The following is a 22,134-nucleotide window of genomic DNA, read 5'->3' as shown; positions in this document are numbered from 1 at the left end:
CCTACTCCCCATCCTCCCGGACGACGTGTCCCTCGAGGCCCTGGCCGGCGAGCCTCTCCCGCGCGCGCTCCGCCTCCTCTTCGTCCGCGAAGGGACCGATCCGCACCTTATGAAGCGTCTTGTCTCCCTCCTGCACGACGGCGAGGGAGAGCGCACCCACTCCTTCGGCGCGGCGGTCCTCCAAATAGCGGCGCGCGTTTTCCCCGTCGGAGAAACTTGCGATCTGAATGTAATATCCGTTCCCGCCCGCGGCGCGCTCCGCCTGCTCGGCCGCGCCGAGGCCGAGGCGCGCTTCCACCGACTCGGCGCTCCCCGGGGCGCGGTCGATCACTTCGGTGAAGGCGGCGCGTGCCTCCTCCACCCGCCCCGAGGCGAGAAGGGCTTTGGCGCGGAGGTGGAGCGCGGGAAGGACGAAATCATTCGACCCCTCCAACAGGGGCGCCGCCGTCTCGGCGGCCCGGCCCGCTTCCCCTTCCCGCAGTTGGATCTGGGCGGCGAGGAAACGGGCCCGCTCCGCCGGAGTCCCCTCCCCGCGGGCGACCCGGAGGAGAATGTCCAGGCCCCGGTCGACGCGGCCGGAAGCGATCAGCGACGCGCCGCGCCAGCAGAGCGCGTCGGCGCGCTCCGCCTCGGCGAGATGGTTCGCGGCGAGGTCGAAGTCCTCGGCCGCCCCCTCGTAGGCGCCGAGAGCGTACCGGTAGCGCGCGAGTGCCAGACGGACCCGCGCGTCCTCCTTCTCGGCGAGCAGGCCCTCCAGGGCGGCGCGATACGCCTCGCCGTCCCTCTCCAGGCCGGCGGCCCGGAAGCGCGCCTCCCGGGCGGCGTCCGTTCCGGGAACGCTCTCGGCGTAGAGAAGCAACTCGGCGCGCGCCTCTTCGTAGCGCCCTTCCGCGATCCACGTCTCGGCCCGGCGCCGGATTTCGTCATCGGCGCGGGCGGCTCCGAAAAACGTGAGCAGGTAGATCAGGAAGAGGCCGAAGAGGTGCGGGCCGGTCCGGTGAAGATCGTGTTCCATAACAGACACTGGGGACACCTCCAGAACGGTTCCTCCGCCCGGTAGCCGCACTGAGAACAATAGAGGGAGCGGTCCGGCGGCGGGTGGTTCTTGAGGAACGCGATGAGGTCCGCGAGTGCCCCGTCCGACGCCCGGCTTTCGATGGAGAGCTGAACCAACCGGTCTCGGGCGGCCGCCGAGGCGGGATTGCGCTCCACCGCCTCCCGGGCCGTTTCGAGGGCCGAATCCGCTTCCCCTCTTCTTGCGTAAAACAAAGAGAGGTTGAGTAAAGTGTGTTCCTCGGTCGGCGCCTCCTCGAGGATCATCCGGTACACGTCCTCCATCCGGTTCAGGTCGCCGGTCTCGAAGAGCGCGTTCTCGAAACGCACGAAGGTCAAATGGGCTTGATCGGGCGCGGCCATGTGGAAACGCGACCAGTAAAGAATCGCGTTTTCCAGGTCCTTCCGTTCGTGATAAAACGCGCCCAGCCGGTATAGCGCCTCGGGGCATTTGGGGTCGATCTTGAGCGCGTCCTGGTAAGCCTCGACCGCCCTCTCCTTCTCCCCCGCCTTTTCGAAAGAGGATCCGCAGAAAGCCCGGTAGCGCGCGATCGGCGCCGACGCCGCTTCGTTTCGTATGCGGAAGCCCTCCCGGTACAGATCGAAGGCGCGGTCCCACTCCTGGAGGCGCTCGTGAATGGACACCATCTTGCTCCGGATGCGCGGGTTCGCCTTGTTCTGGCGGAGCAGATCGCCGAGCACGCGCAGGGCGTCCCGGGCGCGCCTCGCCGCCATGTAGTCGTCGGCGATCGCCTCCCGGACCCGCAGCTTTTCCGTCCGCGAGAGTTTGCGCCGGAAGAAGGTGCCCACGTCGAGATCGCGGTGGATGCGGAGCGCCCGGTCCACCGCCCCCTTTTTACGGAGAAGGTTGCCGAGCCGCAGGTAGGCGTCGAAATTGGTGCGTTCCGCGAGAACCGTCTCGCGCAGCTCCCGGAGCGCCGTCTCCTCGTCCCCCTCGAGAAGCGCGTTCAGCGCTTCCAGGTAGCGGGATCGGGGCGGGCGGGCGCGGCGGACCCGGCGGGCGAGCCAAACCACGAGCGCGATCACCACCAACGCGGCGGCGCCCAGAAGATAGGGCCAAGCCCCTTCGTTCCAGGAGAATCCGTCCATCGCGTACCGGCTCTCCTACGCCTCGCCCGACGGGTCGGTGCGGGGCTCCTCCTCGTCCAACGCCTCGCCCGGATCGACCGGGATGTTCCGGATGGCGATCAGCTCGCGTTCATAGTCCCGGTTTCGGTTCTTCATCTCCCGGATCCGCAGACGGAGACGGAAGGTGTGGCCGAGCAGATAGAAGAAGGTCAGAACCGAACCGAGCAGGAAGGCGATGAAGAGCGCCAATACCAGGGGGACGTCCCGGAAGGTACCGAAATAGAGGTTCAGGGCGACCCGGGGGGACGGGTTGAGAACCGCGATCCCGAGCACCAGGAGGAGGATCAGAAGGAGCAGGAATGAACTGATGATTCGAAGCACGTTCCCCTCTCTCTCCGCGCGTGCGCGCTACCTCTTGCCCGGCATTGTAGGGGGCGCGCCGACGGCTGTCAAACCAAAAGGGGACGGGTGGTTGTGGGATTGCGCTCTCCCGGCGCGGCGCGGAAGTCTCCGTCTCGGGGAGAGAGCCATGGCTCTGCCGGGGAAGCGGCGCGGGAGAGCCGGATTCGCCGGCCGCGGTCCGGATTCGCGCCAGGAGCGCCGCGCGCGTCCCGGGCTAGAAAGAGAAGGATCCGGACACGCGGTGGATATCGTCGAGATAGCTGTTCTCGAGAAACGCGTAGTCCAGGCCGAGCGTGTTCCCTCCGACCGGGATCCGGAAGCCCGCGCCGGCGGCCCAGTCGTTCTGTTCGGAACGCTCTTGACCGAATCGGAGGGCGAGCCTCTCGGCGTACCAATACTCGACGCCGAGGCGGAGGTCGGCGCTGGCGCTGCCGATCCAGTACGCCGTGGCGCTTTTCCGTCCCTCGAAACGGGCGTCCAGGTCGGCGGCGACGGTGAGCTTCCCCTTCAGGGCGGGGATGTCGAAGGGATAGGAGAGGCCGCACTTCAAGGTGGGGAGGATCGTCTCGGTGACGTCGTCCCAGACGAGGAAGGTGGTGGTCGCGTCCTGCAGGTTCACGCCGACGGAGAGGCGCCTCCAGGGGCGGATCAGCGCGCCCAGGTCGAAACCGAGGCCCATGGCGCTGTCGTCCCCGACGCTTTTCCTCACCATTTTGACGCTTCCGCCGACGGCGATCGAGTTGGTCCAGAGCCGCCCGTAGGAGAGGAAGAGTCCCCACTCGGCGTCGGTCACGTAGCGGTCCACCTCGACCCGTCCCGATGTCTCGTTCATCCGCGTGTAGGGGATGTCGTCGATACCGAGGCGCGTGAAGGAGAAACCGAACGCGGAACGGTTCCGGTTGCTGTCGCCCAACTGCTGCACGAAGCTTCCCGCGTCGTAGTTGATCAGATCGCCGAAACGTTCGGAGTGCATGAAGATCATCTCCCGGCTCTGCACGAAGATGATCCCCGCCGGATTCCAATAGCCGGCGGAGGCGTCGTCGGCGATGGAGACGAAGGCGCCTCCCATGCCGAGGGGGCGGGCGCCGATGCCGGTGGCGAGAAACTCGCCGCCGTACTTGGCGAAGGGGAACGCGGGGGATGCGGCCAAAAGGGCCATGAGCAGGATCGGCAGGACGCGTCGCATCATCGTCATTCCTATCCCGGAGGGGAACGGGGGCGGGCCGAGGGGCCTCGCCGGAGGCGGGGAATCGATCGCCGGATGGTAACCCTTACTCTTCATGAGTTTACCCCAATCCTCCCGTATGGTCAAGAGCGCTTGCCCCGGATGGAGTCCCATAGCTCCCGGAGCCCGCGGAGCAGCTCCTCCGTCGGTTCGAGGGGACGGCCGGCGCGCTCCAGTTCCGGAAGGCGGCGGCTCATGGCCTTTCGCAACGTATCGACCGCCTCGCTCAGCCGGTACACCCCTCCCTCTTCTCCCCAAGTGAACGGAGGGACGCGTCCGGAGACGAAACCGGAACCCCCGAAGAGGTTGGCCATCGGCCCGATCACCGTCCCGGTTCCGATCCGGGTCCCGATGGCGGTTTTGACATGGTCGCCGATGAAGCAGCCCAATTTCAAGAGTCCCGTCTCGGCGGGACCTTCCCCCCAGTCCAAACGGACGGGGCCGTAATTGTTCTTTAGATCAGAATTGTTTGTCGCCGCGCCGAGGTTGACCCACTCCCCCACGACGGCGTGACCCAGGAAGCCGTCGTGCTGCTTGTTGGAGAAGGCCCCGAAGAGGGTCCCCTCCACCTCGCCGCCGACGCGCGCCCCCTCGCCGAGAGTGGTCCCCTCGCCGATCCGCGCCCCCGCCCGGACGCGCGCGTCATTCCGGATCCAGAGCGGCCCCCGGAGGACGGTGTGGGCCTCCACGGTCACGCGGTCGCCGATACGGATCGGCCCCTCCCGCGCATCCAGGAGAACGAAGGGCTCGAAGCGGCAGTCCCGGCCGACGCGAACGTCCCGTCCGAGAACCTCCGCCCCGCCCGCTCCTTCGGCGCCGAAGGGGGCGGGTGCCGTCGCCGGCAGGGATGGGAATTTTCCGAGGCGCTCCAGGAACGCGTCGTCCTCCGCGATCCTCGCGGCGTTTCCGGCCACCAGCGACCAGGGACGCTCGACGATCTCCCCCCCCGTCTCTTCTTCCGGAAGCCCGGCGATCGCTTCGGCGATCGGAAGGTCCGATCGCTCGAGGCGTTTTAAATCGATTCGCGCCGCGAGAGGCCCCGCAGCGCATCGCCAGAGCCGCTCCCCCTCCCCACCGTCGATCGCGCGGATCAGATCCGGGTCGGGGATCGCCAGGGGATGGGCGAGCAGGACCGTCCCTCGCTCCGCCCCGTCCAACGCGTCTCCCGGAGCCAGCAGGCGCCAGCGATCGGCGAAGGTCAGACCTCCGAAGAGGGTGTTCTCCAGCGGCTGAAGGGGAAAAAGGGCGCGGAAGGACGGATGCGCCCACTCCTCAAGAAAGCGTGGAAGACCCAATAGACCCGACCCGGAAAAGGGATGGTGCCGAGGGCCGGATTCGAACCGGCACGAAGACGAATGCTTCAGCGGATTTTAAGTCCGCGGCGTCTACCAGTTCCGCCACCTCGGCGTCCCGGGTAGAGCGAAGGGGGACGGGAAAGGCGGCACCCGGATTCGAACCGGGGATGAAGGATTTGCAGTCCTCTGCCTTAGCCACTTGGCTATGCCGCCTTCGTTGGAGAAAAAAAGATGGAGCGGGAAACGGGATTTGAACCCGCGACATCCACCTTGGCAAGGTGGAGCTCTACCACTGAGCTATTCCCGCTCTCCGTCTTCTTGTACTATCGATCGGCCCCTCCCGTCAACGGAGGATAACCCACGGTCCGGCAGCCGGTACCGACCAAAAACATCATAATACCGGATGCGGAGCAGGTCAACAAACATTCGCGACGCGTCGTGGACGGCGTCCACGCGGGTGTCCGGGCTGTTCATCCAGGTGATCGGCTCCTCGCGGAGGCGGAGGCCCATCTTGCGGGCGAGATAGAGCATCTCGACGTCGAAAGCGAATCCGTTGATCCGCATGGCGTTCAGAATGGGAAGCACGCTCTCGCGGTCGAAGGCCTTGAAGCCGCATTGGGTGTCCCGAAAGCCGCGCAGGACGATCACGCGCACGATTCGATTGAAGACCTTACCCATCGTCTCCCGGTACCAGGGCTGATGGACCCGCACGTCGGAATCGGGGAGGTCGCGGCTCCCGATCACCACGTGATACCCCTCCTCCAGGAGGCGCAGAAAACGCTCGATTTCGTGAATCGGCGTGGAGAGATCGGCGTCGGTGAAGAGGATGAATCGGCCGCGGGCCTCCTCGAAACCCTTGCGGACCGCCCCCCCCTTCCCCAGGTTGCGCGGCAGGCGGATCGGGCGGCAAGCCTCGTGGCGCTCCGCGAAGTCGAGGGCGAGTTCGCTCGTCCGGTCCGTGCTCCCGTCGTCCACGGGGAGGATCTCGAAGGGGTAGTCCCGCCCGCTCAGGTACGCGTGAACCTTGTCGAGGCTCGACAGGATCACGCCCTCTTCGTTGAAGGCGGGGATGACGACCGAAAGATGGGGCCGTTTCCGCGCGCGCGTGGTTCCGTTCAAGGTCGCTTCACGGCCCCCTGCACCACCAAGGTTTCGGCGATCCAAGCCTTGTCGTACCCGGCTTCCCGGATCCGTTTGAGGAGTCGGTTGGCTTCTTCGCGGGTGGAGCAATCCCCGATCCGTACCTTGTAGTACGGGGCGAGGTACTCCACATAAACCGTTTCCGTGATGGAAGAGCGAAGATCCTCCGCGAAGCCGCGGGCGTCCTCCGGACTGCGCGAGGCGAGCACTTGCACGCGGAACCCGGGTGAGTAACGGGTCTGCATCGACGCCGCCGGCGCGGGCTCCGGCTTCGCCGTGTCGGGCATCTTCGTTTCCGGAAGCGGTACGGCGGCGATTTCCTCCCGGGGCGTTTCCCGCGCGATTTCCGGCGGGGCGTTTTCGGGGACCGCGGGGTTCTCGGGCGCCTCTGTTTCGAGCGGCGGCGCGGCGGCGGTTTCCGTCTCGGGGATGCCGGAGATGACCGGCTCGGCGGCGGTTTCCGCATCGGCGGCCGGGGCGGTGGTGTCCGCGGCGGCGACGGCCGCGGCCGCCTCCTCCCGGTTCACCACCCAGGTGTCCACATCCTGCACGTCTTTCGGAACCTCTCCGCTCCCGCGCGACTGCAGGCCGGCGCAACCGACGAGCGTCCCCAGCGCGAGGGCGGGGAGAATCCCCGTCACGATTCGTTTCATGACCTGGTCCTCCCGGTCCCCAGGATAGCCGACCGGATCGGAGGGCCGCAACCCTTTCCTCGGCGAACGGACTCGGCACTCTCCCCCGTCAATTCAGATAGCCGAGGGCGCGCAGCTGTTCCTTGAGGGCGCCGTCGTCCGTCTCCTCCGAAGAGACCGGAACCGCGTCGAGAACGTAGTCGTCGTGCGTGGGCGGGTGGTTGTCGATCCACCCGTCGACGAAAGCGGACTCGAGGAGCCTTCCCTTCATGTTCCGGCCGATGGGGAGGCCCATCATGTAAAGGGTGGTGGGCGCTACGTCGAGAATCGTCGCCACGCCGTCCGAGACGCCCCGCCGGATGTGGGGCCCGCGGAGCAGGAGGATCGCGTCCGGGCTGTGTTCGCCGGAAAGGCGCGCCGGGGTTTCCTCGATCAGTTCCTCCGAAGGGACGACCGAACCGTCGGGCAGGCGGAGCCGCCGACCCTTGGTGGGGACCTCCTCGCGTATGCGGACGATCAAGCTCACCGGATCCTTGCGGCTGGTGCTGAAAACCGGTTCACCGCTCTCTTCCTCGATGATCGTCGCCAGAATGGTCTCCAGGTCCGGCGGAAGCATCCCCCTCCCCCCCTTCCCCTTCATGTGAAGCCGGGCGGCGAGGTTGATCCCCTCCACCGTTTCCTCCAGGCCGAGTCGGCGGAGAAGGTTCTCGGTGCGGATCAGGCGGAGAGCGCCGGAAGCCTCGGTCTTCATCGCCCGGAGCCCGTGGTCGGAGAGGACCACCAGGTGGAGCCCCTCCGGGGCTTTCGCGAGGATGCGTCCCAGAACGACGTCCATGGCTCCGTACATCCGGGGGATCACGTCCCGGTAGCGCTCCACGTCCTCCGGGAGAACGCCGGGAAATGATTCGGGTTCGTAGTATTTCCAGAAGTAATGGCTGCTGACGTCGATGCCGTTGTTGTAGAAGGCGGCGAACTCCGGCTGGTAGCGCTCCCAGAGCTCGAGAAACATGTCGCCGTGCATCCGCAGTTTCAGGAAGCGCTTGGCGATCATGTTTTCCAAGTAGGGTCCTTTATGAGTCATCACCCGAAACGCCTCGAGGACCGTGGAGATACGCACGCCGTATTGGATCGAACGGACGCCGTACAACGCGTAGCGGCGCAGATCGCGGTCCTTGTTCCCCTTCTCGCTCATGGCGAGTTCGCGGATGAAGCCCAGCTCCTTCGGCCATGTTTCGGGGCCGCGGGCGAAGAGGGAGGGGATGATGAAACCGTCCACCGGGCGGGGCGGCCAGGTGATCAGATAGCCGAGGACGCCGACGCTTTTCCCCTTCTGCTGCGCCATGTCCCAGAGCCGGGGCGCGCGGACGGTGTTCGCGGTGGCGTAGAAATTATGCACGCCGTGTTCCTCCGGGAGGACGCCGGAGGCGATGGTGGTCCAGATGATCGGCGACATGAGAGGATCGAAACTCTCCATGCCGAAGCGCGCTCCCTCCCGCTGCAACGCGCGGAATGTGGGGAGACGATCCTCGGCGTCGAAGCGATCGATCAGCTTCCAGCGGGCGCCGTCCACGCAGAGCATGAGGGTTCGATCCTTGCCGTCCCAATCGATGGGGCGGTCCGCCAGGCGCGCCCCGCCGAGGGGAAAAAGGAGGAGCGCCGCCAGGGGGAGGATCAGGAACGCCGTTCGGGGGACGCCGTCCCGGCAGGCGCGGCGGGCGAGAAAGACGCCGATCCGCGCCGCGCCGAGAAGGAGCACGAGCGCCGAGAGGATCGTGCCGATGAGAACCACCGCGGAGGATCCGTGGAAGATCCCCTCCAAGGCGCCGTAGAGGATCAGCGTTCCCGCCGGGACGATTCCCACCGCCGCGGCGAGCCCGAGAAAACGGCGCGCCTCCGTGTCACCGCTTCGCGGCGGCAGGAGGCCGATCAAAAAGGCCACGACGCCGGCCGGCACGGTCAGGATCAGCGGAAGCATCAGAAAGAGGGTCCAGCCGTCGCGGGCGGAATCGAAAAAGCGGTCGTTCAGACCGAGAAAGACGAACGCGGCGATCAGACTCGCCCAGCAAAGAGCGAAGAGCGAGAGAGTCCAGGATCGACGGATGCGGGATAACACGTGTCACTCCTCCCCGGCGGGGGCGCCGTCCCCTTCCCCCGGTTCGTTCACTCGCCCCAGGAGTCGGTCGTGAACCCGGGCGAGAAGGGCGGAAGCCCGTGCCCAGGTATAGCGCTCCCGGACGAAGTCCGTGGCGGCCGGGTCGGGAGCCGCCTCTCTTAAAAGATACGCAAAACGATCGATCCGGTCGACGGAAGCGAAGCGTTTCAGCTCTCCGAACCCACGCATCCCGAAAGGGGTGGAGAGCACCGCCAGGCCGGCCCCCAAGTACTGAAGCACCTTCACGTTCGAACCGGACCCGCTGAGGATGGGGTTCAGGCCGATGTCCGCCGCCCGGAAACAGGGCTCGATTCTGTCGACCCGGCCGGTGACCAGCACGCGGCCGCCGCTCCTCTTCCGGAAGGGCTCCCCGGCGCTCCCGGCGATGAGGAAATGAATGTCACGAGGCGCCTCGGGGACGATCCGGTCCAGGATCGCTTCCACCGCCTCTACATTGGGAGGGACCAGGGAGCCGGCGAAGAGCGCCACTCTCCCCTCACGAGGAAGCCCGAGGGAAACCCGAGCCGCTTCACGTTCTTCCTGAGGTGATGGCTTGAACTTTTCGGGATCATAGCCGTTAGGGATGACGTCAATGCGTTCCCGGGGGATGCCGGCGAAACGGAGGAACGCTTCGCGGTCCTCCTCGGTAACCGCCACCACGCGGTCCGCGCGGCGGAGCGCCCATTTCTCCAGGTCGGCCAGGTAACGGGCATGTCTCTTCCGGAAGGGGAAAGGGAGGATCAGGGGCTTGTGCCAATCGGCCTCCAGGTTATGGCTCGCGTAGAGAACCGGCGTGCCCGGCCGGAGTCGGTCCGCCCATGGTGTGAGCCAGAGAGAGTCGAACTGCGCCAGGTCGAAGGGGGCATTGAGGAGACTCGCCGCGCCGAGGGGGAGCCGGCGGTGCCATCCGGCGACACGAAAGAAGGGAGCGACCCGCGCCCTCTCCAGATAGTAGAAAAGCGTTTGCGTCGGAGAGGGGACGCGGGCGATCCGAAGAGGGCCGATCCTCTCCTCCCCTCCTCCGTCGCGTATCCCGGTGAGGGCGAGGAGGGTCCCGTCGTATTCCCCTCCCGGCAGGTGGCGGTAGATTTCCCGTATCCTCTCGCCGCCGGCGCCGAGCGCCGGTTCGGGGGGGATCGACGAAAGCCCGAGGATTCTTTTCACCAGCCGTACGCCTCCCGGTAACGGTCGACCATCCCCGCGAGGGAGTGCCGCTCCTCCACGCGAATCCGCGCCGCCTCGGCGCGCCGCAGCGCCCCCGCCCGGTCCCGGAGGGCGTCGACGCAGGCCGCCGCGAGACGCTCCGGATCCTCGGGGGGAACAAGAGACGCCTCCCTCCCGTCCCGCGCCGCCTCGGCGGTCCCGTCGACGGCGGTGGCCGCGATCGGCGTTCCCGCGGCCATCGCCTCGAGGATCGTGAGGGGGAGCCCTTCCCATCGCGAGGGGAGGACGAAAAGATCGAGACGGGCGAGGAAAGGAGCCGCGTCCGGAATCGCGCCGGGGAAAAGGGCGGCGCCTCCGAGACCGAGCCCGGCCGCCCGTTCTTCCAGATCGGCGCGCCGGCTCCCCTCTCCGGCGATGACCAGCACCGCCCCGGGGAGCGCGGCGCGGATCCGCGTCATCGCTTCGAGGAGCACGTCGAAACCCTTCTGCCTTTCCAGGCGGCCGATCGATCCGATCCGGTGGGTCGTGCCCGGCGGAAAAGGATCCGGCTCCAGGGGGAGCGCGCCGCGGAAGCGCGCGGTGTCGATCCCGTTCGGGATCACCGTGATCCGTTTCGCGGGAACCCGCCAGTAACGAATCAGGCTCCGCCGGACGGCGTCGGAGACCGCCACGATCCGGTCGTCGTGACGGACCAGAAGTCGCTTGGCGAGCCGGTCGCGAAGCCCGCACCCCTCGGACCGGACGTGCTCGGTTGCGATGATTCGTCCCGCTCCCCCCCGCTTCGCGGCGGCGGCGGCGTGCCTGTCCGAGAGAGGCCAGGTTCTATGGATGTGCACCCAATCGGGGCGGAAGCGCCGGACCTCCTCCTCCAGAGGCGCGGCGAGGGATCGAGAGGACGCCTCGGCGACCGCCGAAACGCGAACGCCGGCGTCGAGAAGGCTGTTCCGAAAGGAGGCCGCCCCCGGGTCGACGACGCAGAGGACATCCGCGCCGGACGCGGAAAAAGCCCCGGCGAGGGAGAGCGTCACGCGCTCCGCCCCGCCGAAGGCCTTCCCGGTGTCGACGTAGAGAATTCGTCCTCCCCGCATCTCCGTCAGGCCAGGGGGATGAACGCGCCGTTCTTCTCGAGCGACTCCGATGCCGCCTCGAGGACGCGGACCACCAACCGCCCCTCCGCGGCGGTGCCCCGGGTCACCTTCCCCTGATCGATCCCGTCGAGGAAGTGCTTCGCCTCCGCCTTGAGCGGTTCTTGGTCCACCAGCTTGGGCGTAAAGATATCGCCGAAGCGGTAGGCGAGATGAAACTCCCCGAAGGTGTCGTAGTGGGGTTGGACGTCGACGCCTTTGTCGTAAATACGAATTTTCTCGAGGGTCTCGATGTCGTCGTAGACCACCATCTTCTTGCTCCCCACGAAGGTGGTCCTCCGAATCTTGCACGGGTCGAGCCAGCTGACGTGCAGATGGGCCACCACGTCGCCGGGAAAACGGAGCGTGACGAAGGCCACGTCCTCAATCGGTTTGCGAATGAAGGATTGCCCGTGGGCGCTCACCTCGATCGGATCCCTCTCGAGGACATAGTGAAGAATCGAGATGTCGTGGGGCGCCAGGTCCCAGATGACGTTCATGTCTTCCTGGAAGATGCCCAGGTTGAGCCGGTTCGAGGCGATGTAGTGGATGTCCCCCAGCTCGCCGTCCCGGAGAAGATCCTTGACCTTGTTCACCGCCGCCGTGAAGAGGAAGGTGTGGCCCACCATGAGCACGGTGCCGCTCTTCTTCGACGTGGCGATCAGATCGTCCGCGTCATTGGTGGAGAGGCAGAGCGGCTTCTCCACCAGAACGTGTTTCCCCGCCTCGAGCACTTGCTTGGCCACGTTGTGGTGCGTGGCGACGGGGGTGGCCACGACCACGCCGTCCACGCCGTCGTCTTCCAGCACGTCTTCCAGGCGGGAGGTGGTGTTCACCAGCGGGTAGAGCAGCTTCATCTGAGCGAGTCGCTCGGCGCGCTTGTCGCAGACGTAAGCGACCTCCGAGTTGGGCAGCTGCGAGAAGATGCGTACGAAGTTGGGGCCCCAGTATCCGGCACCGATGACGGCGATTCTGTGCATAGCTTTCCTCTCTCTCAGTAGCCACCTTTCCCGAACAGGATGACCGGGATCGTCCGGGCCAGGATCTCCATGTCCATCTTTAGGGACCAATGGTCGATGTAGTACAGATCGAGCAGCACCATCTCGTTGAAAGGAACTTCGCTGCGGCCGCTTACCTGCCAAAGTCCGGTAAGCCCCGGCTTCGCCTCCAGACGCCGCTTGTGCCACTCCTTATAGTATTTCAGCTCATACATGATCGGGGGCCTGGGCCCGACCAAGCTCATTTCACCGCGGAGCACGTTGTAGAGCTGCGGCAACTCGTCCAGGCTCGTCTTTCTGAGAATAGCACCGATCGGAGTCACCCGCGGGTCTTTTGTCATTTTGTAGACAGGTCGGTCGCCCTGGGTCTCGTCCTTCAGGTCCATTTCCTTGCCGGCGATGAAGTTCGTGGCGTACTCGCGGTGAATGCTGTCGTCCGAATCGACCCGCATGGTGCGGAATTTGTAGAAGGCGAAGGGCACGCCGTTCTGCCCGGCCCGCTCCTGCCGGAAGAGGACGGGGCCGCGTGAGAAGGATTTGATCAGCATCGCGATCATCCCGAAAAACGGAAGGAGCAGCACGATGAGCACCACCGCCGTCGCGAGGTCGGCGAGCCGTTTCAGGAAGTACGCCGGTCCCCGGAGCGGGTTCTCCTTCACGCCGAGCGTGGGGATCCCCCCCACCTTCTCGATCTTGGTGTCCGCGGCGAACATGCGGAACTGGTCGGAGATCATCTTCACCGGCACGCCGGCGCGCATGCAGCGGGAGATCAGGTCGATCATCGGCTCCTCGTGGAGGGTCTGCACCGCCACGAAGATCAGCTCCACACGGTGTTCGGTCACGATCCGGTCCAGGTCGGCCACGGTTCCCAGGACGGGAAGTGTTTCGAGAACGCGCCCCTGCTTCTCCGGGTCGTCGTCGACGAAACCGACGATCTCGTAGGACTGGGCCATGGTGTGCCGGACCAGGCGCACGAACTGGTGGCCCGATTCCCCGGCGCCGACCACCGCGATCCGCACGCGGAAGGGGTCCCGTTGCAGGTTGCGGAGCAGCGCCGTCCGGATGACGAAGACGCGGACCGTGATCATCAAGAGTATGACGAGCGCCCACGCGAGGGCCAGAATGAGGCGCCTCTCGAGGAAGTAGTTCTGCTTCGTCACGAAAGCGGTGGCCAGGATGATCAGGACCCCCACGTTCACGCTGTTGAAGATCCCGATCATCTGGTCGAAGACGGAGAGATAGACCTCCCGGCGGTAGAGGCCGTGTGCGCCGAAGATGACGATCCAGAGCGCGCAGACCGCCAGCGCCCCGATGATGTGGAAGGTCTGCATCGGAATGTTGGAGATGAAGATCCCGGACTGGAGACGGAACCAATAGGCGGCGAGGAAGCTGGCGAAGATCACCGCTCCGTCCACGACCACCAGGAGGAGGGTGCGATTCCGCGCCTCCCTCCTCCGTTCCGACGTTCGGGTTTGCTCCGTCTCCATCCCTTCGTCCTTCCGGCGCGCCGTTTCGGTTCTAGGCGAGCGCTTCCCGGAGCGCCTGCGCCGTCTCTTCGATCATCTCGTCGGTCAGCTCCGCGTACATGGGCAGAGTGAACCCCTGCGCCGCCGCCCGCTCGGCGATCGGGAAGGAACCCGGCCCGAGGCCGAGCCGTTCGTAAGCCTTCAGGAGGTGCAGCGGGATCGGGTAGTGGATTCCGGTGGCGATTCCCTTCGATCCCAGACGCTCCCGCAGGCGGTCCCGCTCCTCGTGCAGGACGATGAAAAGGTGATACACGTGACGGACGCCCTCCGCTTCGCGGGGGAGTTGCAGGGGCAGGTCGGCGAGTAACCGCCGATAGGTGTCCGCGGCGCGCCGGCGCGATTCGAGCCACCCCTCCAGATGCCGGAGCTTGACGTGCAGGATGGCGGCCTGCATCGCGTCGAGACGGTAGTTGTACCCTTCGACCTCGTGATTGTACTTGTCCGAGCGCCCGTGGTCCATCAATTGCCGCGCCCGGCGGGCGAGTTCGTCGTCGTCGGTCACCAACGCCCCGCCGTCGCCGTAGGCGCCCAGGTTCTTTCCGGGGTAGAAGCTGTAGCAGACCGCACGCCCCAGGGATCCGATCTTTCGCCCTTTATAGAGCGCGCCGTGGGCTTGGGCGGCGTCTCCGATCACGACCAGGCCGCGCCGCTCGGCGATCTCCAGGATCGGACCCATGTCCGCCGGCTGACCGTATAGGTGGACGGGCATCACGGCGCGGGTTTTGCCGGTGATCGCGTCCTCGAGGCGGTTCGGGTCCATGTTGTAGGTGGCCGGGTCCACGTCGACGAAGCGAATCGTCGCCCCGGCTTGGGTGATCGCCTCGGTGGTGGCGATGAAGGTGTTCGGCACGGTGATCACCTCGTCGCCGGGTCCCACGTCCGCGGCGATCAGGGCGAGGTGGAGCGCCGAGGTGCCCGAACTGGCGCCGACGCAGTGACGGGCGCCGACGTACTCGGCGAAGTCCTTCTCGAAATTCGCCACCGGAGGGCCGCCGATGAAGCGGGTCGTGTCCAGGATTTCCTGGATCGCTCCGGCGATCTCGTCGCGGATGGTCTCGTATTGCGCCTTCAGATCGACGAAGGGAATGGACATCGATGAATCTCCTCGTGTGAAGAGGAAGCGGCCGCCGCCTCGGTACAACGGTGTCCGGGCGCGTGGGCGGCGATCCGCTCCCCTGCGTTCTCGCTCTTTGCGGAGGATCGGTCCGAGGGGGGCGCGGCGGGCGCCGCCGCGGCGCGTTCACGGCGCGTCAGCGTCAGTTCCCCCACAGGCACGCCGGAAAAGGAGTCGCGTTCCCTCAGCAGATCCCCGATTTCATACACCTGAATGAACGGGGCGCGGCGGAGCAGCACCTGCAGCTCGTACCGTCCTCCCCGCAGATTCCCCGGTACCCGGGCGCGGATGGTGTCCGCCACGATCTCGCCGACGGACCAGGAGAAGATCGGATAGGCGCCGCTTCCCGGGTTGCGCATGATCCGGGTCCGGTCGTGCGTGCCGGTCCGGATTTGCTCCCAGAGGCGGGCGGGTTTCATGTTCCCCTCACCCTCCTTCGAGACGCGGTCCATGCGCAGATAGATCTTGTAGGGGAGCGGGTCGTCCGTCTCCCCCTCCTTCCGCCAGTAGCAGGCGACCCGGACCGAATCACCGAGGGCGGTGGACTCCCGATCCACCGACGCGGCGAGAAGGCGGACGTCGTTCGGGAAGAGCCGATCCACCTTCTTCGCCTCCACGGGGGCCGCGTCCAGGCGCGCGTTGAGCACCGGTCCGGCGAAGGGGAGCGCGCCGGTGCTTCGGTCGATCCGGAAAAGGTGACAGCGGTCGCGGGCATACACTTCGCGGTAACGATCCGGCTCGCTCCGGAACTTGCGGAGCGCCGGCTCGTAGAACACGGGATCCACCGATCCCAGATAGGTGGTCCGAAGACCCGGAAAGCGGAAGTTCAGTAATACATAGTCGGCGTTCCAACGATCCAGCGCTCGCAAGGTTTCCTCGCCGCCGAAGTAGGGGCTCGTGACGCGGATCGCGTCGCGGAGCCTCTCCGGCGCGGTCGGGTCGCCGGGCGAGGAATGCTGCGCCTTGACCGCGAGCGCCTTCTGCGGCGTGTAGGCGGGGATCAGGTAACCGGTGAGGGGGTCTGTGGCGATCACGGCCCGGGGCGGGAGATTCGCCGTCATCCAGGCGAAGAGGTCCGACCACAGCTCCGGTCCCTCCTCCCTCTCCTCGTTGTGAACCGGCCGGAAGCGGAGTCTCTGCTGAAGCCCGCTTGCGTCGGCGCTCCGCAGGCTGCCGGCGAAAAGGAGCGCGAGGAAGAGGAGCGCCGCTCCCGACGCGGTTCGCCGGCCCCACGAGGCGGGACGGACCGCGGTCCGCGCCCAACGGGCGAACAGATAGCCGAGGACCAGATCGTATCCGCCGAACCAGACGATCCGTCCCACAAGGTAGCCGATGAAAGGGGTGAGAAGCGGCACCAGGATCGGGTTCGAGGTGACCAGAATCGGTAAGAGGGTGATGGCGACGGCGAAGAGAAGGCCGACGGACCGGCGCGCCTCGCGGAGGAGGAGAAGCGAAAGAGGAACCGCCGCGAAACCGAAGAGGCTGATCCGACTGAAGGCGCGGAGCGGATTGCTGAAATAGAGTCCGCGGCCGACCCAGACCACCGCCTGAAGATGACTGTGGATCGGGTCGAGCGCGGGATAACCGGTGAGGAAGCGCCAGAGGCCGATGGGCGCCGCTCCGGCGGCGAGCAGGCCCAAGCCGAACACGGTCCGCCGCGCGGAGAACTCCCTTTCCTCCCGGCGCATCCAGGGGAGCGCGACGAGGAAAAGGCCGCCGAGGAAGAGGACGGTCACCGCGCTGAAGACGTGAATCCCCATCAGCGTGAAACCGTGGAGAAGGAGCGCCGCGCGAGCCGGGCGGAGACCCCGGGCGGCGCGCAGAAGGAAGGCGAGGCCGCTCCACACCACCGGCGCGGCGAAACCGAAGGCGGAGGGGGAGCGGCCGAACCAGACGCCGAACACCCCCCCATCGAAGGAGAGGAGCGCGAAGGCGAGGGCGAGCGCCGGGGCGGCTCCCCCGCCGAGAACCTCCCGCGCGAGCGCCCAGAAGGCGATCGCGAAGAGCGCCGCCGCGACGCCGGGGAGCGCGTCGAAGACGCCCGGCGCGTCGACGCGCGCCAGCGAACCGGCGACCGCCGCGGCCGGGTAGTGGAAGCCCTTCCTCGCGTCCAGGAGTTGGTCCGTCGGCTCCCCGTAATAGGCGCCGAGAGGAAAGCAATCCCCCGTCGCCTGAATCTCCCGGATGACGGCGATGTGATCTGGCGCGTCGCTGGCCGCGGTGATCAGACTCCCGTGGAAGAGTGCGAGCGCTCCGACGGCGACGACGGCCGCCGCCACCCACAGGGGAAACCGGCTCCGCACCCGGGCCCGCGCCCCCTCGGCGACGAGGATGAGGCCGGACCCCAGAAGGATCGGCCGCGCCGCCAGGTCGAGGATCTTCGTCCCCACGCCGAAAAGCTGTCCCGCGAAGAGGGGGAGGAAGAGGATCACGCAGGAGACGGGGAAGGCGAGGGCGAGCGTCCCCTCCCCTTCCTCGCGGGATCCGCGCCGAAGCATCCGGAGCGCCGCGTATCCGGCGGAGAAGAAGAGCCCCCCCGCCGTGGCGGTGAACCGGAGTCGCTCCGGCCCCCCCGCCCCCAAGGAGACGGCGAAACCGGCGAGCGCGAGCAGCCCCGCCGCAAGCGGCGGGATCCGGCGATCAGCCGAGAGCCGCGTCATTCCGCTCCTTTCTCTTCTTTTCCCACTCGGCGGTCAGCAGCGCGATGCGGCTTGATCCGATGAGCAGCGCCAGCATGGTCCACGTGAACTGCTGGGTATTTTCATAACGCATAAAGGAAATCTTTATCTCGTCGACCAGGAAGATCACCATCACCGCCGAAAGGAGCACCACCGTATAGGCCAAGTCGGTTCGCCTGGACGCATAGGCTTTCGCCGCGAGGATGCTCTTTCGCAGGGCGAACAACAGGATGTAATAAAAAACAAGGGCGCCCGGAATCCCCACCAAGTAGGCGTAAAACAGGAAGAGACTGTGCGGGTACCAGTGCCTCACGTTTCTCTCGTCCACGCCGGCGAAGTAATAAGGCCCATGCCCGAGCCAGGGCTTCTCCTTGATCTTCTCCCACGCTTCGGACCAGACGCGGGCCCGCGTCTCCGGCATCCCCCGCACCAGCTTGGTCTCGCCGAGGCGCCCGAACAGGGAAGCGGTGGATGTGTACTGGTTGAGCACGATGGAGGAGACATAAAACACCGCCAGCACGCCGATCAGGACGGGCAGCATTTTCTGGTAATTCAGAATGCGGCGGGCGATCCAGGTCAGGTAGACCACTCCGGCGATCAAGGAGAGGAAGGCGCCCCGCGTGGCCGTCGCCAAAAGGAGCATGATGGCGAGCATCAGCGTCGGCAGCCAGATAATCTGCCGGAGAAAGACCCGTTCGGAGACGACGCGGATGAGCAGCATGGGAATGAAGATGGCCAGGTACTCCGCGAACATCTCGTAGTCGCCGAACACGCTGCCCACGCGGACGCCCTGCAAGGTTTCCATCTGGGAGGTTTTGACCCGTAAGACCGAGAAGATGTGCGCGAAGCCGGGAAACCAGATCTCGGTCATCGCCACGATGGCGACGAAGAAGAAGGACGCGATGAGCGCGTTCAGGACGAAACGGATGTCCCTCTCGGTCCGGACCAGGTTGAGCACGAGGTAGAAGATGAAAATCGACGACACGAAAATGCGGAAACGCTTGATCGCTTCGTCCATTTCTCCCGGCGCCACCTGGGTGAAAGAGAGGATGAAGAGCAGGAAAATCACCACCAGCGGCTTCTCGATGCCGCCGCCGATGGGCTTCCGCTCGTAGCCGAGCGCCACCCGGAGGAGCCAGAAGGCGAAAATGATGTACGAGAAGATCACCGTCGTGCTCCCCATGGTCGTGTTCTGCGGGAAGGGGATGATGAAGAGCATGAAGGCGACGGAGTAGCGGCTCGGCAGCATGAACGCCGCCACGAGAACGGCGATCCCCATCAGCGCCTCGATGACCCGCTTGTTCGGGCTGAGGATCTGGCCCGCCAGAACGAAACCGAGCACGCCCGCGATGAACAGGGAGAGGCCGAGGGCGACCACTTCCGGCCGGGTCGGGCGCACGCGATCGGGGAGTCCCGAGAAGGGGGATTTCATGGCCGCACCTCCAGAGTGTCGACGGCGATCCAGGTCTCGCGCGCCGCCCCGCGGCGCAAACCGTCCAGTTTGCGCACGGGGAAGAAGGGGTCGGGCTCGACGGTCACTTCCAACCGATAGTCGCCGGGGGGAATCGAACGCGGCACCCGGACTCGGCGAATCTCCCGCACGCGGTCCCCCCCCTTCCAGAGAAGGGCCGGGTCCTCCAGCCCGCCGAGTGGGACGATCGCCCAGGGCCGGAGGCGGTCGTCGCGGCGCAGCCGAAGGGTTTCATAGGAGGGGTCCCCCTCCCTGCGGCCCCGCAAAAAGAGGAGGGGCGGGCGGACGTCGGCTTCCTCCGCGTCGAGGAGCCAGGAGGTGGTGAGGGTGACGATCTCGCCGGGTGCGGCGCTCTTTCTGTCCAGCCTGCCGGCGAGCAGGCGGAAACCGCCCGGAAGCGGGACGTCGATTCGCGGCCCCGGCGCGGGTGGATCCTCCCGCCGGGCGTCTTCCGCCTCGACCATTGCACCGTCGAGCACTCGATAGAGGCGGAAGCCGGGCGGTGTTTCCAGCGGAAGAAATCGTTCCGGCCGCGCGTCGAGGCGGGCGGCGCCGCGTCGAAAAGCCTCGGGGGAAACAAATACATTATAAGTGTGAAATGAATGATCGTACCCCTCGTTGAGGAGGACGTACCGCACGCCGTATCGGTCGAGAAAGCGGTCCGTCTCGGCCGGGCCGGCGAGGCCCCGGAGGATGCGCTGGCTTTCCGTAAGGCGGCGGGCGCCGTCGGGATCGTTCGGCGACGAGTGCTGGTCCGGAATCGCCGTCGGGTGGAGCGTCGTTCGCGCGTAAAGCGTGTAGCCCGTGAGAGGATCGGTGAGTACCGTGGCGCTTGCCGGTATGAGCGCCGCCGCGTCCCGCAGGGCCGCGCCTCCGGGCGTCGTCTCCCCGTTCCGCTCGCCGCGGGAATGATTACCGGCGAAGCCGGACTGGAAGGTGAACAGCACCGTGAGGAGGGCGGCGAGACCGCCGAGGGCGCGCGCCGGACTTCTCCTCTCCTTACATCCCCGCCACGCCACCGCGCCGAGGACGAGAGGATAGGGAGCGAGCAAGGGGAGCCTTCGGGTCAGGTACCCCCCCCTTTCCTCCAACAGGGGGTAGAGTATCGGGTTCATCACCAGAAAGAGAACCAGCAGGGGCGAGAGAACGAGGAAGAGTTCGCCCGGCGTGAGGACCCGCCCGCGCCCGAAGAAGAGGGGGAGAAGAAGGAGCGAGATCGCCCCGGCGGCGGTCACCGTTTTCCACAGCTCCGACGGTTCCAGCATGGCCATGCGGTCCGAGAGGATCAGCGTTCCCTGGCGGTGCAGGTGGAGCGGGTTGGCCGGGTCATAGGTGAAGAGAAACCGGAAAAGGAAGATCGGCGCCGCTCCGGCGATGAGCGCCGCGAGAAAGCGGATCGGGCCGCCCGCGGAACCACGGAGCCTCGGTAGCGCGAGGAAGGACGCCGCCACGAGCGTCGCGCCGGCGATCGAGAGGAATCCCGAGAATGCGTGGACCCCCGCGGCGCCCGCGCCGAGAAGGAGCGCCGCCGCGCGGAGACGCCGCTCGCCTCGCCGCTCCTCCCCCCCGCCGCTTCGCAGGGCGAGTTCCACGGCGAGGAAGAAGAGGAGCAGCCCCGCCTTCCCCGGGTAGCCGGCGGTCCAGAACCACTCGTCCGCCGGTCCCCCTCGATAGAGAAGCGCGAAGAAGACGGCCCCCGCCGTCGCCTCCCCACGGCCCGGGAGGAGCGCCTCCGCCAGGCGGAGAAGGACCAGCAGAATCAGCCATACGTGAAGGACCCAGAACGCCGGGTAGGTGAAGAGGGGATCCGCGCCGGCGAGCAGGCCGATCAAAGCCCAGGCGGTGTGGTTCGTTCCCTTTCGCGGGTCGAGGTTCTCGATCCGGTCGGCGTGGAAGGACTCGTGCGGGAAGGGGTCTCCCCTCTCGATCATGTGGCGCACGCCTCCCAGATGATCGTAGGCGTCGCTGATCGGCCCCGTCCGTGGTTGAGCGACGAGCACGAGAAGAAGCGCCGCCGCCCCGATTAGGATCGTCTCGACCGTGTCCCGCCGGGATCCCCCTCCGCCACCGCGGAAGGCGGCGACGAAACCGAGGGCGCCGAGCGGGAGAAAGAGCGCGGCGAGCGGCAGCCGGAGCAATTGAAAGAGAACCGCGAAGAGGGCGAGCACGCCCTGGGCGGCGGCCCAGGCGAGGGGAATACGTAAACGCCGGCCCTCGCCCGGGCGAATCGACGAGGCGATCCACCATCCGGGGAGGAAGAGCACCAGGGCGGCGGCGGCGGCGAAACGGGCCGTCTCCGGCGCCGGCATGCCGAAGCGCGCCGAGGCGGCGACGCCCCAGAGCGCCAGTATGCCGAGAATGCGTGCGATGCGATTTCCCGTCATGACCTCACTTCACGCCGAAGCGTCTCTTCGCCAGAAACATGAGGTTCTCGAAACCGTCGGACCACATGTTCAGCTTCACCTCGCCGATCCGCTCGTGATAATCGATGTGGCACTCGCCGAATCGGACGTCCCGGTGAAGCATCGCCTCGATCTTGAATTCCTCCGAGAAGGGCATGCCGTCGCTCCGCACGTCCAGCTTGGGGAAGACCCAGGAGTAGAAAGCCCACATGCCGGACTGGGAGTCGCGGATCTTGCGGAAAAAGAGGAGCAGCGTGGCCGCCGTGAGCACCCAGTTGCCCATCTGGTTCATCCCGCGCATGGAGCCGCCGCTTTGTAAGGGGAAGCGGCTGGCGGTCACGAAATGCAGGTCCTTGTCGAGGAGATAGTCCAGCACCCGGGGGATCTCCTCGGGCGGGTAGCTCCCGTCGCCGTCCAGTGTGACGACGATCTCCGACGATGCGGCGGGGATGCCGGTCTTGTAGGCCCGCCCGTATCCCTTGCGTTTCTCGAGCACCACCTTCGCGCCGAGCGACTCCGCCACCTCGCCGGTGCGATCCGTGGAGTTGTTGTTGGCTACCACGATTTCGTCGATGAAATCGGGCATTCGCTCGATGACGTATCGGATTCCCTCTTCCTCGTTATAGGCGGGAATCACCGCGGATATTGTCTTGCCTCGATACATGCGCA

At 66.4% G+C, this 22,134-nt stretch carries 17 protein-coding genes and 3 tRNA genes; all 20 read right to left on the bottom strand.

Going from position 1 to position 22,134, the window contains the following annotated elements:
• Position 1 precedes the first annotated feature (1 nt).
• The 20 genes from JW958_06880 to JW958_06785 all read right to left on the bottom strand — a co-directional run bounded on the left by JW958_06880 (position 2) and on the right by JW958_06785 (position 22,129).
• Positions 2-1,024: an SPOR domain-containing protein gene (locus JW958_06880; protein ID MBN1825973.1), complete on the bottom strand. Its 1,023-nt coding sequence runs from the start codon at positions 1,022-1,024 to the stop codon at positions 2-4.
• The gene (locus JW958_06875; protein ID MBN1825972.1) at positions 964-2,163 is read right to left on the bottom strand and encodes a tetratricopeptide repeat protein; all 1,200 of its coding nucleotides are present in this window, start codon (positions 2,161-2,163) and stop codon (positions 964-966) included. Before JW958_06875 ends, JW958_06880 begins: the two co-directional genes overlap by 61 nt.
• Positions 2,164-2,178: 15 nt before the next feature.
• A complete protein-coding gene (locus JW958_06870) occupies positions 2,179-2,523 on the bottom strand; it encodes a LapA family protein (protein MBN1825971.1) in 345 nt (114 codons plus the stop codon).
• A gap of 235 nt (positions 2,524-2,758) precedes the next feature.
• Positions 2,759-3,733, bottom strand: a complete 975-nt coding sequence (locus JW958_06865) for a PorV/PorQ family protein (protein MBN1825970.1) — start codon at positions 3,731-3,733, stop codon at positions 2,759-2,761.
• A gap of 119 nt (positions 3,734-3,852) precedes the next feature.
• Entirely contained in the window at positions 3,853-5,064 is a 1,212-nt protein-coding gene (locus JW958_06860; GenBank protein MBN1825969.1) for a hypothetical protein, read from the bottom strand.
• A 22-nt stretch (positions 5,065-5,086) separates the two neighbouring features.
• Positions 5,087-5,176, bottom strand: a tRNA-Leu gene (locus JW958_06855).
• Between the two features lie 29 nt (positions 5,177-5,205).
• A tRNA-Cys gene (locus JW958_06850) sits at positions 5,206-5,277 on the bottom strand.
• 19 nt (positions 5,278-5,296) lie between these two features.
• Positions 5,297-5,371 (bottom strand) — tRNA-Gly (locus JW958_06845).
• Positions 5,362-6,183 (bottom strand): glycosyltransferase family 2 protein, encoded by an 822-nt coding sequence (locus tag JW958_06840; protein ID MBN1825968.1) that lies wholly within the window; start codon positions 6,181-6,183, stop codon positions 5,362-5,364. Before JW958_06840 ends, JW958_06845 begins: the two co-directional genes overlap by 10 nt.
• Positions 6,180-6,857 (bottom strand): SPOR domain-containing protein, encoded by a 678-nt coding sequence (locus JW958_06835; GenBank protein MBN1825967.1) that lies wholly within the window; start codon positions 6,855-6,857, stop codon positions 6,180-6,182. The genes JW958_06840 and JW958_06835 overlap by 4 nt, the downstream gene beginning before the upstream one ends.
• A gap of 88 nt (positions 6,858-6,945) precedes the next feature.
• Positions 6,946-8,949 carry an alkaline phosphatase family protein gene (locus tag JW958_06830; GenBank protein ID MBN1825966.1) on the bottom strand — a complete coding sequence of 668 codons (2,004 nt, stop codon included), beginning with the start codon at positions 8,947-8,949 and terminating at the stop codon, positions 6,946-6,948.
• A 3-nt stretch (positions 8,950-8,952) separates the two neighbouring features.
• The gene (locus tag JW958_06825; protein ID MBN1825965.1) at positions 8,953-10,152 is read right to left on the bottom strand and encodes a glycosyltransferase family 4 protein; all 1,200 of its coding nucleotides are present in this window, start codon (positions 10,150-10,152) and stop codon (positions 8,953-8,955) included.
• Entirely contained in the window at positions 10,149-11,240 is a 1,092-nt protein-coding gene (locus JW958_06820) for a glycosyltransferase (protein ID MBN1825964.1), read from the bottom strand. The genes JW958_06825 and JW958_06820 overlap by 4 nt, the downstream gene beginning before the upstream one ends.
• Positions 11,241-11,245: 5 nt before the next feature.
• Positions 11,246-12,256 (bottom strand): Gfo/Idh/MocA family oxidoreductase, encoded by a 1,011-nt coding sequence (locus JW958_06815; protein ID MBN1825963.1) that lies wholly within the window; start codon positions 12,254-12,256, stop codon positions 11,246-11,248.
• 14 nt (positions 12,257-12,270) lie between these two features.
• Complete coding sequence (locus JW958_06810) at positions 12,271-13,761, bottom strand: sugar transferase (protein MBN1825962.1); 1,491 nt, start codon at positions 13,759-13,761, stop codon at positions 12,271-12,273.
• 31 nt (positions 13,762-13,792) lie between these two features.
• Positions 13,793-14,893 (bottom strand): DegT/DnrJ/EryC1/StrS family aminotransferase, encoded by a 1,101-nt coding sequence (locus JW958_06805; GenBank protein ID MBN1825961.1) that lies wholly within the window; start codon positions 14,891-14,893, stop codon positions 13,793-13,795.
• Positions 14,869-17,574, bottom strand: a complete 2,706-nt coding sequence (locus JW958_06800; protein ID MBN1825960.1) for a hypothetical protein — start codon at positions 17,572-17,574, stop codon at positions 14,869-14,871. The genes JW958_06805 and JW958_06800 overlap by 25 nt, the downstream gene beginning before the upstream one ends.
• Complete coding sequence (locus JW958_06795; GenBank protein MBN1825959.1) at positions 17,555-19,024, bottom strand: O-antigen ligase family protein; 1,470 nt, start codon at positions 19,022-19,024, stop codon at positions 17,555-17,557. Before JW958_06795 ends, JW958_06800 begins: the two co-directional genes overlap by 20 nt.
• Positions 19,021-21,447 (bottom strand): hypothetical protein, encoded by a 2,427-nt coding sequence (locus tag JW958_06790; protein MBN1825958.1) that lies wholly within the window; start codon positions 21,445-21,447, stop codon positions 19,021-19,023. Before JW958_06790 ends, JW958_06795 begins: the two co-directional genes overlap by 4 nt.
• Before the next feature lie 4 nt (positions 21,448-21,451).
• Positions 21,452-22,129, bottom strand: coding sequence for a glycosyltransferase family 2 protein (locus JW958_06785; protein MBN1825957.1), 678 nt, complete (start codon positions 22,127-22,129; stop codon positions 21,452-21,454).
• Positions 22,130-22,134: the final 5 nt, after the last annotated feature.

The sequence above is a fragment of the Candidatus Eisenbacteria bacterium genome (assembly GCA_016930695.1).
Classification (GTDB): domain Bacteria; phylum Orphanbacterota; class Orphanbacteria; order Orphanbacterales; family Orphanbacteraceae; genus JAFGGD01.
The sequence above is the reverse complement of the archived record's forward strand: the minus strand, read 5'-3'. Positions and strand labels throughout refer to the sequence as shown.

Coding starts and splice junctions, on each gene's coding strand:
- JW958_06795 (MBN1825959.1), bottom strand. CDS start 19,024: ATGAAATCCCCCTTCTCGGGACTCCCCGATCGCGTGCGCCCGACCCGG.
- JW958_06865 (MBN1825970.1), bottom strand. CDS start 3,733: ATGATGCGACGCGTCCTGCCGATCCTGCTCATGGCCCTTTTGGCCGCA.
- JW958_06785 (MBN1825957.1), bottom strand. CDS start 22,129: ATGTATCGAGGCAAGACAATATCCGCGGTGATTCCCGCCTATAACGAG.
- JW958_06820 (MBN1825964.1), bottom strand. CDS start 11,240: ATGCGGGGAGGACGAATTCTCTACGTCGACACCGGGAAGGCCTTCGGC.
- JW958_06810 (MBN1825962.1), bottom strand. CDS start 13,761: ATGGAGACGGAGCAAACCCGAACGTCGGAACGGAGGAGGGAGGCGCGG.
- JW958_06835 (MBN1825967.1), bottom strand. CDS start 6,857: ATGAAACGAATCGTGACGGGGATTCTCCCCGCCCTCGCGCTGGGGACG.
- JW958_06790 (MBN1825958.1), bottom strand. CDS start 21,447: ATGACGGGAAATCGCATCGCACGCATTCTCGGCATACTGGCGCTCTGG.
- JW958_06875 (MBN1825972.1), bottom strand. CDS start 2,163: ATGGACGGATTCTCCTGGAACGAAGGGGCTTGGCCCTATCTTCTGGGC.
- JW958_06815 (MBN1825963.1), bottom strand. CDS start 12,256: ATGCACAGAATCGCCGTCATCGGTGCCGGATACTGGGGCCCCAACTTC.
- JW958_06805 (MBN1825961.1), bottom strand. CDS start 14,893: ATGTCCATTCCCTTCGTCGATCTGAAGGCGCAATACGAGACCATCCGC.
- JW958_06800 (MBN1825960.1), bottom strand. CDS start 17,574: ATGACGCGGCTCTCGGCTGATCGCCGGATCCCGCCGCTTGCGGCGGGG.